The 13,889-nt window shown below is 37.8% G+C and carries 14 protein-coding genes and 2 pseudogenes; 2 read left to right on the forward strand and 14 right to left on the reverse strand.

The annotated features are described in order from the left end of the window. Positions 1–112 precede the first annotated feature (112 nt). The 8 genes and pseudogenes from BK120_RS27105 to BK120_RS27150 all read right to left on the reverse strand — a co-directional run bounded on the left by BK120_RS27105 (position 113) and on the right by BK120_RS27150 (position 7,518). Positions 113–595 (reverse strand): hypothetical protein, encoded by a 483-nt coding sequence (locus BK120_RS27105; protein ID WP_144376871.1) that lies wholly within the window; start codon positions 593–595, stop codon positions 113–115. A gap of 164 nt (positions 596–759) precedes the next feature. Next, positions 760–1,143 carry a hypothetical protein gene (locus BK120_RS27110; protein WP_076270636.1) on the reverse strand — a complete coding sequence of 128 codons (384 nt, stop codon included), beginning with the start codon at positions 1,141–1,143 and terminating at the stop codon, positions 760–762. A 524-nt stretch (positions 1,144–1,667) separates the two neighbouring features. Then, the gene (locus BK120_RS27115) at positions 1,668–2,954 is read right to left on the reverse strand and encodes an IS110 family RNA-guided transposase (RefSeq protein ID WP_076270637.1); all 1,287 of its coding nucleotides are present in this window, start codon (positions 2,952–2,954) and stop codon (positions 1,668–1,670) included. A gap of 824 nt (positions 2,955–3,778) precedes the next feature. Then, positions 3,779–4,180: a hypothetical protein gene (locus BK120_RS27125; protein WP_076270639.1), complete on the reverse strand. Its 402-nt coding sequence runs from the start codon at positions 4,178–4,180 to the stop codon at positions 3,779–3,781. A 286-nt stretch (positions 4,181–4,466) separates the two neighbouring features. After that, a complete protein-coding gene (locus BK120_RS27130; protein WP_144376872.1) occupies positions 4,467–4,730 on the reverse strand; it encodes a hypothetical protein in 264 nt (87 codons plus the stop codon). Between the two features lie 1,013 nt (positions 4,731–5,743). Beyond that, positions 5,744–6,157, reverse strand: a pseudogene (locus BK120_RS27140) (ankyrin repeat domain-containing protein). Positions 6,158–6,246: 89 nt separating this feature from the next. Further along, entirely contained in the window at positions 6,247–6,804 is a 558-nt protein-coding gene (locus BK120_RS27145; protein WP_076270642.1) for an AAA family ATPase, read from the reverse strand. Positions 6,805–7,011: 207 nt separating this feature from the next. Continuing rightward, positions 7,012–7,518 carry a MerR family transcriptional regulator gene (locus BK120_RS27150; protein ID WP_076270643.1) on the reverse strand — a complete coding sequence of 169 codons (507 nt, stop codon included), beginning with the start codon at positions 7,516–7,518 and terminating at the stop codon, positions 7,012–7,014. A 175-nt stretch (positions 7,519–7,693) separates the two neighbouring features. On the opposite strand from BK120_RS27150, the gene BK120_RS27155 reads away from it, so the two are divergent. Next, positions 7,694–8,545, forward strand: coding sequence for an SDR family NAD(P)-dependent oxidoreductase (locus BK120_RS27155; protein WP_076270644.1), 852 nt, complete (start codon positions 7,694–7,696; stop codon positions 8,543–8,545). A gap of 842 nt (positions 8,546–9,387) precedes the next feature. On the opposite strand, the pseudogene BK120_RS27160 reads toward BK120_RS27155, so the two are convergent. The 6 genes and pseudogenes from BK120_RS27160 to BK120_RS27185 form a co-directional block, all read right to left on the reverse strand. Next, positions 9,388–9,507: pseudogene (locus tag BK120_RS27160) on the reverse strand (VOC family protein); the annotation flags it as partial. Positions 9,508–9,650: 143 nt separating this feature from the next. Beyond that, positions 9,651–10,199, reverse strand: coding sequence for a hypothetical protein (locus tag BK120_RS27165; protein WP_076270645.1), 549 nt, complete (start codon positions 10,197–10,199; stop codon positions 9,651–9,653). A 173-nt stretch (positions 10,200–10,372) separates the two neighbouring features. Then, positions 10,373–10,837, reverse strand: coding sequence for a hypothetical protein (locus BK120_RS27170; RefSeq protein WP_076270646.1), 465 nt, complete (start codon positions 10,835–10,837; stop codon positions 10,373–10,375). A 198-nt stretch (positions 10,838–11,035) separates the two neighbouring features. Next, a complete protein-coding gene (locus tag BK120_RS27175) occupies positions 11,036–11,452 on the reverse strand; it encodes a DUF7674 family protein (protein WP_076270647.1) in 417 nt (138 codons plus the stop codon). 476 nt (positions 11,453–11,928) lie between these two features. Further along, positions 11,929–12,147: a helix-turn-helix domain-containing protein gene (locus BK120_RS27180; RefSeq protein ID WP_076270648.1), complete on the reverse strand. Its 219-nt coding sequence runs from the start codon at positions 12,145–12,147 to the stop codon at positions 11,929–11,931. Between the two features lie 10 nt (positions 12,148–12,157). Continuing rightward, positions 12,158–12,640, reverse strand: a complete 483-nt coding sequence (locus BK120_RS27185; RefSeq protein ID WP_076270649.1) for a DUF2975 domain-containing protein — start codon at positions 12,638–12,640, stop codon at positions 12,158–12,160. 322 nt (positions 12,641–12,962) lie between these two features. On the opposite strand from BK120_RS27185, the gene BK120_RS27190 reads away from it, so the two are divergent. Beyond that, positions 12,963–13,742, forward strand: coding sequence for an alpha/beta fold hydrolase (locus tag BK120_RS27190; protein ID WP_076270650.1), 780 nt, complete (start codon positions 12,963–12,965; stop codon positions 13,740–13,742). Positions 13,743–13,889: the final 147 nt, after the last annotated feature.

Genomic DNA, 13,889 nt, shown 5'->3' on the forward strand with positions numbered 1-13,889 from the left:
ACATATTCGAGAATTTCATTAAACTAACCTGCCCGTTAGCGTAACGGCGAAGGGCTGCCACGCGGCAGCCCTTTTGGTTTTCAACTATCGTTACCCGTTAGTTCAACTAATTTTAACTCCTAAACTCAATCGATTTATTGTTTTTGTCAAAATACTGAATACCGCCAGTTCCTGTAGGGAATATAAAGCACTTCTGATTTGGTTCTTTTGTAAAGGTTTTTTTTGTAAAGGTACCTGTTCTGGTTGTAAATGTGATTATTTGATTTAAAATGTTCTCATCGATGATATATTCAACTAAGTATTTGTCAGAAAACCCTCCAATGAATCGCTGTGGAATTTTTGTTCCCTCTACATTCTCCCAATGTTTCGAAAACGTTCCACTACCTGATTGGTCCAAGTAGAAACCTACCTCTGTATCGTTCTTATATGCAATTGCTGTGTACTCCTTGTACTTCACCAACTCCATAACGTTAATGTTATTGTCACTGATAAAGGCATCAATAACTTTATCATCTGGTCTGACTGGTTGTGACATACATCCAATAACAAGGGTAGCAACGACTATCATTGTTAGAGTTAATTTTATAGGAGACATTTTACACACCACCCAAAAGATTTGTATTTGACCTTTAATTCTCATCAACAATTGTATCATAGCCATCACTCTGATTATGGATAACTGCCCGTTAGCTTAATGATGTATGTGATCAGATGGATTATCCATTACTGATTTGTCAGCCATACGAAGTCTTCGTCTTCTTAGAATTGCCACCAAATTTGATCTTCTTCTTTCTCTCTCTTGCCCTGATATAATATCTGTCCGTCTTTTTGAGATTTAATATCAAATTTTATTGAATAAGTTTTTTTGAAAAGTTCCAGATCAGTGATGTTCTTATCAATTTCATTAAAAAAGTCATTAACCAAGCCTTTAGCCTGTTCATTATTAATTCTATCTTTAATCAAAATTCTAAAATTAATAATTTTTGACTGTGAACTTGTTGCTGTTGTAATAACTAAGTCTTTATCATTCATTACTCTTTCAGCATTTACTAATGATTCTGATACATTATCAAAGTCTGGCTTAGCCTCATTGCATCCGACTAACACGAGGGTAAGAAGTAGGAGTAATATAAAATGTCTCATAAAAGCTCCTTTATTATTAATCTTTACGGGGATTTCGTATATATAACGGCTATTCTGCGAGCTTCCGCGAAAATTCCATTACTTAGAGTATTCGCGAAGTGATTAAACTATCCTCCCTCTATGGAGAATCACTTTTCTCTTAAATACTCACGTTATCTTAGTATATTGACCATGTTTGCTCATTACAGATAACACTTCAGTGGAACGAAGTTGTAGATGAAGAAATTTATGGGATTGGTAAAAGTGCAAAAAAGTCTCCACCTAGACCACTTGCTGTAAAAAGTGGTTTCTCCGGTAAAGTTTGGTTGCACCTTTGGATCTCCACATGAGCTCATGGCGGTCAACCCTCCCACATCTCGCAGAGTCTACGCTCTCACATTCCTTCATTCAACCTGTCCATGAGGTGGAGGGCAGATATGCTGCCCGGCAGGATCTTCGTCCGTATGGATTGTGCCGTTCCGACTCATCCGTGCTACTTGTTATCTATCTTTTGGTTTAGGTCGTTATCTTTGGAAAACGTTCTGTTAAGCCGCTTGTGGTAATTCTATACATCGAGGGATATCCTGCATCATCTTTTCTTCCCTGAACTCATGTCCCTTTTTCAATATGCCGAATAGGATGCGTATGAGTTTGTTACACAACGCGATGAGAGACTGCATTTTCTTCAGCGGATTTCTCGACCGTTTGGTATAATACTCGTGCAAAGCTCGGAAGGCTGCGTTTTTTGCGACCAACGGCATCATCACTCTAAAGAGTAAGGCACGAAGGCGTTTCCTACCTCTCTTCGTTATCCTAGTCTGTCCGGTATGTGTGCCTGATGAATTTGTTTTCAAATTCAATCCAGCGAGCTTCGTGATCTGTTTGGGATGTCGGTACTGACTAATATCGCCTACCTCAGCTAGAAAGCCCGCGATGGTGTCTCTTCCAATCCCTTTCATGGCCAACACTTGTTGTACATGTGGGATCTGCTTGAGTAATTCGTCCAATTTTGTTTTCAGTTCTTCCAGTTTTCTATGAAGCCATTCGTACTGGTTCAGCAGCACCTTCAACTCCATTTTAGCCAACTCTGAACCTTGCTGGATACCAACAGAACGGCTGGCTGCTGCCTTCAGATTCTTGATACGGCCTAGACCAAGCCCACGCTTTGCAGCTTCTCTCAGATGCTGCAGCAAGATCTCCTCTGGTACGGAAACAAGCTCATGTGGCAGTAGATAGAGACTTAGCATTTGGATGGCTGACTTGCATTCCCAATCCTTAAATACCGTCAGAAACTCGGGGAAATACCGATCTAGCCAGTTATGGACACGTGCTTGCACAACGCAAAGGTCAGTTGTCAGGTGTTCGCGAATTTTCATGGCTTCCCGCAGTTCAGCATAAACGCCCTGTGGAAGGCTAGGTACAGCGTATCTCCCATCTTTGACCAACTGTGCAATCACTTTAGCATCCTTGATGTCATTCTTCGTCGGAGAATTGTCATCAAGCTCTTTGCTTTTCTTCACGTGTAGTGGGTTTACAACACCATATTTAACTTGTTGCTCTCTAAGATAATGAGCTAAGTTTAACCAGTAGTGACCAGTCGGCTCCATGCCGACAATAACGTCCTGAAGCCCTTGTTCCGCAACAATCTTTTGGAACCAACTAATGAATAATTCAAAACCTTCTCGATTGTTTTCAAACGTGATCGATTTACCGAGCTCGACTCCGCGGTAGTCTTGTGCCCTGGCCACATGTTTGAATTTAGCAATGTCGACTCCGACAATTAAAGTAGAAGAAGTGATTTGATTAATTCGTTCATTTTGAGTAGAATGCATCTTGTAGTCTCCTTGGTTTGTATTTGGATCCAGCAGCCAGCCAGCATTATGGACCATTAACATCATACCAAGGAGTCTTTTTATTTCTCAAACCTCGTATTTCTTCATAATAGGAATGCTGCCCGTTAGTTGAACAAAAGGCTGCCAAGCGGCAGCCCTTTCAGTATTGAACTATCTTGTCCCGTTAGCGTAACAGCTGTATTAGATCGTACGCTCGTTGTATCTCTCTTTCTATCTTGGAAACTGAATTTTTTTTATAATCGTATCAATCAACCATAAACCTGTTGCGGCAATAAAAACTGAGTACACAAAAACACTGGCGTACTTAAAAAGAAAAAGGAAGCCTTCTGATTCGGTAAGAGAAAACAAATACAAACTAATCACTGCAAATATTAGATGTGAGGCTAACCCCATGAGCATGCCCAGCAATTTTTTTATTACCTTCATTTTTAAAATAAATATGTCAGTAATTAATGCACACGGTACGCCTATTATTAAGCAACCGATGAATGAGTACATAAAATAGATGAAAAACGGGGCATAACCATGAAATTCCACAAGAATTAACGAAAAAACTACTGTTGTGATTATACTAGAAATTATCTTCCTACTAATATCAATTTTTGTTAAAATTGTAACACCCCCTTGTCACTGGATGATTAATAAACAAAACTCCCATTATTTCAGTGATGGATTCCATGAAGATTTTAAACATATCTGCCCGATATTTGAAAGGCTACCATGGTGCTGGTAGCCTATTGTCATGGTGCTATCGTCTCACGTTAGCGTAATGAATTTTTCCGTTCTGACTGAACTCTCACTTGTCACCAAATTTTCCACCAAGGTTTGTTTAATTTCTTAATTTCATTAATATCTAATTCAAAACCATCGAACTTTGTATTCGTATCAACTGCGGAAATCATCAATATATCAACTAGTTCTTCTAATACTTCATTACTCATTCTGCAAACTGGAGTTATTAGTTCTATTATGTACTTTGAGCCCTCATCTTGTTTGATTATGGTTATCTCAAAATCAGTTTTAAATTGTGCCTCCAACCCTTTTGCTTGTTCATACAAATTAGAAACTAAATATGCCCTAATACGTCCTTTATCTCCTTTTCTGACTCCCTTATCACAAAGAGTCTGCCAAAGTTTTTTTGTAATTTCATGCTGTTTTCGTCTTTCAAGCAGGTCGATTTTCTCGATTCCAACGTAAACACTCACTAAGAATTCCCCCTAGTCTATATTTATTAAACAACTATATCCGAACTTATTGTTATTCGTGAGAAGACTCTGCTATCCTGACCGTTAGCTTAATAAAGAAATTTAGCAACTGCCATAGCAAGATGCCCCTTGTATGTTCAACTATCGTTCCCCGTTAGCGTAATGAACCTGCTAATCAATTCATTTTTATAAATTAGAAAGAGCCACCAGCAAAAGCCCTCTTACGTTCTTGCATACTGAAGAGGGCTTTTACAAGGAGTGATGAAGCTTTACCGTTATGCAGATACTAGAGCTTCTGTAGAACATACCATACTGTGTACAATGCAAAAGCAAATATGGAAAAGAATACTGCAAGCAGCGCCCCTCTGACAACCCTCTGCCACCCGATACGGATCAACCCGTAACATCCACCATACACAATCATTCCGGCAGCAGCTCCCTCCAAAAAGACGCTCGGTGCCCGCAGGAGAACAATATAAAACAAAACGCTTATCCCTAACAAAAAGTAATTCATCCACAGAAACGCAATTCTGCCTTGCTTTTGCATCAAGCTTATCCCCCTCCATACAGTCTGCCGCGTCATGCGCACAGTCTGTATGTCTTCTAGATACGAGGATTCATTTCCTTCTATTTCCTTTGGTAGCGCAGTGTGTTTCAATCTGAGAAATTTAATCCCAGTCTAGAAAAGAACAAACTCGTCACCGCCTCTAATTGTTCACGTCGGCCCTTCGTGTATCGAACTCCAACCGAAATTGAAGGACCAAATGCACATACTCTACAGACTGTTATTTTTTTAACAACAGCCAGTCGACTGCAATTCTAAGTAAAGTACTAGAGAATACAAAGGGAATAGCAAGGATCTGGAAAGTGAGTTGGAAATAACTTCTTACTTCCTCTAAATTAGTATCATTTTTGAAATCAGGAATCATTTGAGTAAATAAGCTAAAGTCATTAATAAGTTTTCCAGTTACAGCGCTTATTGTTACAATGACCACAAAAATGAATCTGATTATATCCAATGCGATCTTAGAGTGATCAAGGAATTCTTTACGAGAATGCTTCCTGTTAATAAAATACAACATGAAGAAGAATATAATCGTAGTCAAAAAAGTGAAAATTAAAAATAGGGGTATTGAAATACGTAGTTGTAATCCGATTAAGAAGTTTAAGCTAAAGGGTACTGTGAAATAAGTGAAAAAAGCCATAAACAAAATTTGATTACTTTTAAGAAGTAATTTTGGCTTCACAATAAGTGTGAAAGGTAAAATTATCAGGTAGAGAAAGAAATACATAGGTTGTTTATCTTTAATAATAGAGTAGGCAAACACTGTTAAAAGAATAAGGTTAAATGAAAGTAATAAGTGTTTGTGAAAAATAAAATACTCGATTTTTGAAGGGAATCGAAGCACCCTTATTAATAGGTCAGACATTAAGTACTCCTTTGAATCATTTAATTCACATATATTTTGTATCGGCAAAAGTTGTGGTGTATTATATACTTTTTTCAATATTTCCGTTTCTAACTCCTATACTGCCGCTGTTTTATTGAGCTAACGTTTCCCGTTAGTTTAATAACAGGTCTTCATTTTCTATTGACTTGAGAATACTAACTACAGCTGTTGCTTCGCCTGTTCCGGCATGATTAATTAAAGGGATTTGATGTGGTCCTAAATTATGTTTTAAGGCAGAGTCATTAGAGATTATTGCTTTTACAATTTCGACCTTATCTAACATTGCAGCTGCAACTAAATCAATCCGCGCTCCCTTATCAAGTAAATAATTTTCAATATCTTTTCTTCCCATATGTGCAGCAGCACCAAGTGCAGTTTCCTAATCACCGTTGCCTCAATCCTATGAAGCATTTAAAAGACCTGATTCTTGTTCTATTAATTCTTGTACCTTTTGAAAATCTCCATGGGCTTGACCCACGAAAAGCTGAACTAACTCGGGACTAATATTATTATCCAACACAATCATCCCCTCTAAATAGTAATTTGTATAATTATTCCACACAATGTATTCGCTTAGTAATGGAATTATCCTTCCCGTTAGTCTAACAAGAATCGTTATAAAGCGAATCTATTTTTTATGATTTCAGCAACTTCACGAGCGTTGATTTTCGTATTGTTTATTCTCAAATAGTTTTCTTTTTTGATTTCTCCCTCTAACGAGTTCAATCGATGTTGCTCCATTGTCTGTTTTAGATCCTGTTCAGAGAATGTGATATCTCTCTTTGTCGGTTTATGTTCAAGTCTATGGGGAGTCTTGTTACGCTCTATTCTCTCCTCAAGATCGGCTTCAAGCTCAACAAAATAGATATCCGCACCTTGATCCTCAAATATTTCACAAATTTTATCGACGTAATCCCAATCGCTCTGCAAATCGAATCCCCATACATATGTGAATATCATTCCATACATATTACTGGCGGCGGACGCTTCAAATATATCCTGACGGAATTTATCCGATAATCCCCACATTTCACTACTGAAGTCAAAATAAGGAGCCAGCAATTCTATCGTCATATGGTTGTGGAACAATTTTAAATCAGATATCATTTCCAGTTCATGCCCCACTGTCATTTTACCTACTGCCTGAGGACCAAATATCAAAACAAATTTCATGATATCACCACTTTTCGAAGTTATTTTAAGAATAATACCACAATTGGTCAAGTTTTATTGCACTAAACTGCCCATTAGCTTAATAAGAAGAGCAGGCCACCGTAGCACCTGCTCATCATGTGTGTTATTCAACTATCGTTACCAGTTAGCTCAATGGACTACAGCAGTTTATGTGGGGAAGTAACCTCTCCTCTTGTTATGGCGAGCTTATCTTACGGAAGCATGTGACTTGCCCACTTTGGCCGATACGGAAAAATACCTCATCTCGCCGGGTGAGACAGGCTTTGTTTTCGGTTCACCCAACATTTTCTCTGGTACGCCGTCTAGACCTTCATCCGTGCAGTCCCGTCTATATCTCCCCTCCTCCAACTTCATGTCGATAAAATCAACAACTTGCTGCAATGATGTGATCTGGCTGATAATATTTTCACGATGGCTTCTTAAGAGTTCCACAAGCTCCGGATATTCCGCGGGATCAGTATCGGCCGAGACCGCCAAAAAAGGTCGAATTTCCTCTAGCATCATCCCCGTTTTTTTCAGGCATGCTATCAGCCTGATCGTATTGATGTCCTCCTGTCGATAGATGCGGTGCCCGTTATCCTTCCGCTCTGCCCTAGGCAGCAGCCCGATCTTTTCGTAATAACGGATCGTATCCTCAGTAATTCCGGTTTGTCCAGCGGTTTGCTTTATCGTAAAGCATTGCTCTACCTTCATCCTGCTCCCTCCCTAAGATTGATTTTTGTACATTATACAACTTGAAGCTGGCTCTAAGTCAAATCTCTTATCCTTGGAGAAAAGCTTTGTTTTCGCGTCTTGACTTGGAGTCGACTTCAAGTTATAGAATGTGCACTATCGAATCAAATATCCCGATATAAAAAGGAGATGTACAATGAACAAGGACCAGAATGAACATATCGCATTGATTACAGGCGCAAGCGCCGGGATCGGGTTAGAACTAACACGGAAATTACTGTCGGAGAACTGGCATGTGGTTGCTGTAAACCGTTCTGATTTTCCAGCCGACGATAGGAGTATCCACAATGCAGTCAAGAGCGGTTCGCTTCGAATTTATAAAACGGATGATCTCGCTGATTATGCCTGCTTGAGACTTACTTTGGAAGAGATCAAAAGCAAGGAGCAGCGGATCGATATTTTGTTCAATAACGCCGGAGGGTCTTTTCCCGAGCTGAGCTATTCGAAACAAGGACGGGAGAAACATTATGAACTGATGACTGTCGTTCCGTATATTATTCTAATGGAATTGAAGGAACTCATTAAAATCAGTCGTTTAAAAACAGTAATCAATACCTCATCTTCAGCTCTAAAATTTTCAAAAGAGTTTTCGATCGAAGACCTGGAGCATCCCAAAACCTTTCGCAAGTTGCTTGGTCCTTATGCGACCTCAAAGCTAGCTCTTTCTCTGTGGACTCAGGCCATCGCATCCCAGCTCGCCAAGAATGGTATCAAAATCCGTAGCGTTGACCCGGGTAGCAACAATACGCTAAGAAAAGGGAAACAATCCGGACTGCCCTTTTTGATTGAAGTAATGATGAAGCTATTTTTCTCGCCTCCTACCCTCGGCGCCAACAAGTTGTATGAAGGGGCTCTTGGTGAACACCATCATGAAAACGGCGTATTTTTGCTAAAAGGACGGGTTGCGGAATTAAAGTTTAAAGAGCAGGCGCAGAACGTTCTGGAAAGGATTCAAGCGATTTATGAACACGAATTTCTCGTGTCTTAAAGCCAAGACCTTGAACAGAATACTGCACTAACCTATCTTTAGCTTAACGACAGAAGGAGCAGTTGCCGCAATGGCGAATTGCTCCCTGGCTATTACGCTATTGTCTCCCTTTAGTACACTGCTTCCTTCAACTTTTGCAGTTGTTCAAAGTAAAACTTAGCTACTTTTTCATGGACAATGGACTTACTTTGAATTGCGGGCTAGTCCATCGCAAAATTCACAAATAAGAGACTCAACTCGCTCAGCACCTGCTTACCCCTTACCTCTTCATAGCTACAGTACTTATTAGTAAACAGATTCACTTTACTTAATTCCGTTTTTGTAAAACGTCCACTTGTCGTAAACCGGTTTTGCATTGATTATTATTTCTAACAGTTCAGCTTTCAAGAGTTCAATATTTTGCTTTCCCACGAGTATCCTGTTTCCACTCACTTTACCAAACAGTATTTTAATTTACTACATTATCCTACCCGTTAGCGTAGCGAAGGGCTACCATGTGGTAGCCCTTTCGGTGATGAACTATCGTTCTCCATTAGCTTAAAATAAGAAGAGCATACTTATTGCTTACCCATATGGGTTTATCCTCGATAATTTTGGGGGATCAGTTCTTGAACAAGATAAGGTAAAACGTTGAGCTGTTTTAGCTTCTCTAACGTAGGTTCAACCCAATAAAACTCAAGATGTGATTCTAAGTAATTGGCTGAACATTCGCAGATAACTCATTAGTTCTTGCTTCAAACAAATGGTTTATTTCGAATTATTCTTTATCTTTAATTCCAAATTCAATCCCATTGAAAGACTTTCTACATGTATATGGTTTATTGAAGCTTCACAGTTAGTTGATCGACAGTAGGACGCCCTTCGAGCTTCAAACCAATCTCCTCGAAGAAAGAGATTGTATCATCAAGGGATTCTACAACGATGCCAACATTGTCCATTCTTAGTAATTTGTTTTTTGACATAGTTTTATCTCCTTATGTGTACAAATTTATTACTTGATCTTCTTCATATTTATTCTATCAAAAATAACCAATTCCTTCCAAATAATTAACATCTTGTAATTCAACTATCGTTACCCGTAGTTCAAGAAAGACAGGCTTTGTAATTAATTATCACTTAGAAGATTACCGTCCTTATCATAATATTTATATTTAAATACAAGGGTATTATCTTTATCTATATCAATCCAAGTAACAGACTTTTGATTTACACTAAACTCTTGTTCAATTACCTGTTTATTTACCTCTAATTCCATTTTTGCAATATTATTTTCCTGATTAGTCACAATCATAAATTTTAAATTTCGGGATTCATTTTTCGATTTGTGAATTAAGAATGTAGTAAATGATTGACCTGCTTGTTTTTCAATATTTCTCCATTTATAATTACCTTTTTGGTTTTTAGAAAATTGAATATATGCTGGATTATTATTTGATAAGAAGCCAACTATCCTTGCATCATCAATATCTTTAATCTCCAAAATCTCAACTGATTCATCTTCATAACCCTCAATAGACTTAATCACTTCTTGTATGGATTCTTTATCATTTCCATAAAGTTTATTTGAACTGTTTGAAAAATAGGTAACAATCATTGCAATCAAAATGACTGCGATTAAAACATATATTATTTTGTTTTTCTTAGCTATATCCATATGACGAATCCCCTCCTTCAGAGGTAACATTATAACATCTATTTTATTCCGCATAACTGCTCGTTAGTGAAGCGAAGGGCTGCCAAGTGGCAGCCCTCTCGATGTTGAACTATCGTTTCTCGTTAACTTAATGGATGGGTTATAAGCGTAATTACAGTGTTATACGACGTACCTCATTCACTTAAAATGCTTGCCAGTTTAATTCCTGATCTTACTGCTACTACCAAGGTATTATCATCTGCTTTGATTTTGAATTCTTCTAAGTGTCTGTAGCCATGACCTTTTTTCTTTTCTGTCGGAACTATTTCATATCCTTCTTTATGCTTCCAAGATACTGCTACTAATTTCAGTCCTTTTACAGCTCTTGTATATGTCTTAAATCCCATATACCTTCCTATTACTGTATTATTATCAACATTATCCTGAGCTCTAATCGAATAACATTTTTGAAATGAATCTGATAACTTTTCATGCAACTTGTCATCAGAAAATCCTGGTAATAATTCATTAATATAATCAATTTCAACAATACCTAACTTTTTTGATCGACCGTTTGATACGACTATTAATCCACCTTTTTCATTAACATATATACTTAGATATTTATACCGGAGATAAGGGAATAAAAGTAATTTCATTGTTCTTAACCCCTTTAGCATTTGAGATAAGGCGTATGCCAACTAAACTGAGAATTTCGCAACTTTTCGCATTTGAAGTATTCGCGAATTGATTAAACTATCCTGTCCGATAGCTTAACGAAGCTGCCGATCATCTGCGGCAGCCTCGTCCTGATAATTTGTTCCGCTAACGTGTCCCATTAGTTCAATGACATCAAACTACTGCAAGATATTTAGATTAACTTTTCTTCCATATAACGTCTCAACTTCCCTAGACAATCTTCTTGTTTCATTTCCTACATACTTTAAGGCATTTTTAAGAACGTTTATATCGTCACCTATTCGAGCCATAACGGTTACGCAAACTACATTCCTAATTTCAACGTCGTTACTTAATGCCATGTTCTCAAGAAAAATAAAGATTCTTACGAGTAATTGCTCATCCTCTATTGTTAATTGTTGTTTTTGAAGCTGGTTCATTAAAAATGGATTCAATATATTTCCAAAAGCTACATGCGGAGGTATCTCACCTTCTTTTATCCATAAATCCTCAAGCTCTTTTTCGTAAAACGGTAGCAACTGAGGAATTATTTTCAGCATCTCTTGAACGATGTTTTTGTAAATTAAGTTCATCATTTGCTCATTCCCTTGCCGACAAATTTACTTAATGTATTTCCATACGTTTACTCAACTATCCTGCCGTTAGCTTAATAAAAAGAGCAGGATACCGTAGTACCTGCTCATCAATGTCTATTATTCAACTATCGTTTCCCGGTTTATTAACGCCAGGATTTGTAAGCCCTCTTCTCCCATTAACCTAATTGATTGTAACTTTCGCCTAGGTTTTTAGCAAAATTATGAAATGTAATACCGCCGATAATTGCCAAGAACACAAGAATACCAACAAGTAGTAAAATTCGTTTTTTCATTCTATTATTAGCTCACCTCGTTTATGAATCTGAATATGTAATAATTTAGACTCTATCTGCGATAAAAGGTTACGCTATCCTGCCCTTCAGCTTAACGAGAAAGGAGCAGTTGCCATCGACTAGCTGCTCTATGGTCCGTTCAACTATCGTGACCCGTTAGTTAAATAAATTTGTTGTCTGTTTTTATGGAGTGTCTTCCTCGCGTTTGTACTCCAAAATATCACCTGGCTGACAATCCAAAGTCTTACATATCGCTTCTAATGTTGATAAACGAACCGCTTTTGCTTTCCCATTTTTCAGAATGGAAAGATTCGCCATCGTAATTCCAACCCTCTCCGAAAGCTCCGTTACACTCATTTTTCGTTTTGCTAACATCACATCAATATTAATAATAATTGCCATATGCTCCACCTCAGACCGTTAAATCATTTTCTGATTTTATATTAATAGCTTCTTGTAAAAGTCTTTGGAGAACAGCAGCAAAAACGGCGATCACTATAGAGGCGAAAATAATGACCAATCCCATTGGTATAAAACTTGGAGGGTCAACTCTCTTCCCCATGAGATAGTAGAGTGGCATACCTAGCAGGTACAAGGTACTGATTGTGATAGCACAGTATTTTATATTCTTTAAAGCTTTTACCGATAATTCCGAAAACGCTTGGTTCTTATCAATGTAGCTTAAAAGTTTAAAAGCTTGATACAGAGCAAAGTAAAAAGGAATCGCTGCTGCGTACATATCGATTAAGACGAGTGATTTCATATAAGCCATTTCTGGATACAATTCTTCAGCAAAATTGCCAATCTTAGGCACTAAAAATATATACAAAGCAAGAATTGGGATTCCAATAAGAATAACAGCTATCTTCAAAAAGAGTGTTTTTCCTCGTTTCATAAACTGCACCTCACTTGTTTAATGTCAGTTTTTACTTTAGCACAAATTATATCGTTTTACGATAAAATAATATCGTTTCTATAAAAATAAAAAGCATTTCTCATTACAAAGAAATGCTCTTACTTTAAAATGTTATATTTGCAACTTGTTCAACAAAACTGCCCATTAGCTCAATGATCTGAAGAAGTTGATTTTACTCAAGCTATTCCTCAGAAATCTCTACGTACGATCTATACCAATTTAACGCCAAAATTGAGCATTCACCCTGCCTAGGGTGAATATCTTAATGGGGAAGTACATTTAAAAAATTGAGGTGATACACTTGGGATACTTCGTTACTGTAGAACCGGGCGTAAAAGTATTTATAGAGGACATCAATCCAACGGGAAATAAAACGATACTTTTTATTCATGGATGGCCGCTAAACCATAATCAGTTCGAATATCAGTTCAATTACCTTCCCAAGCTCGGATATCGTTGTATCGGAATGGACTGGAGAGGATACGGCAACTCGGATAAACCATTCGACGGTTACGGTTTCGATAGATTAGCAGATGATCTTCGTATGGTCATCGAAGCGTTACAGTTAAAAAACATAATACTAGCAGGACACTCTACCGGAGGCGCAATCTCAATTCGTTATATGGCTCGTTACAAAGGGTACGGGGTATCTAAACTCGTCCTGATTGACGCTGCGTCTCCATCAAGCGTTCCCAAAGAATTTACGAATAAAATCATCGAAGAAACAAACAATGACCGTCCGAAAATGCTGCAAAACCAAACGGAGATTTTTTTCTTTCAGTACATTTCTGAACCAAAATCCGAATGGTTCTTTCTAATGGGTTTAAAAGCTGCGAATTGGTCGACTTCCGCTATTATGGTCACGCTAAGAGACGAGAATGTTTACAACGATCTTGGACAGATCGATGTGCCCACATTAATTATTCATGGAATTCATGATAAAGTCGTTCCGTTTACCCAAGCTCAGGAAACAAATAAGCTGATTAAAAATTCGCAATTAGTTTCATTTCAATACAGCGGTCATTGCCCTTTTTTGGAGGAGCGTGATAGATTCAACCAACTATTATCTTCTTTTGCATAACGGACATTCTATCTAGGCGTTCCAGCGTTTCATTAGTCGAAAAGTCATCAAGTGCTTGATAGGTTTGTTTTTCATCCATTAATTAAGTTCACTCCCCCTTTTATTACCAGTAGCTGTCTTCACTTGCTTAGTGACTAAAAAAACCTC

It is taken from the genome of Paenibacillus sp. FSL A5-0031, assembly GCF_001956295.1.
In the GTDB taxonomy this organism is placed as follows: Bacteria; Bacillota; Bacilli; order Paenibacillales; family Paenibacillaceae; genus Pristimantibacillus.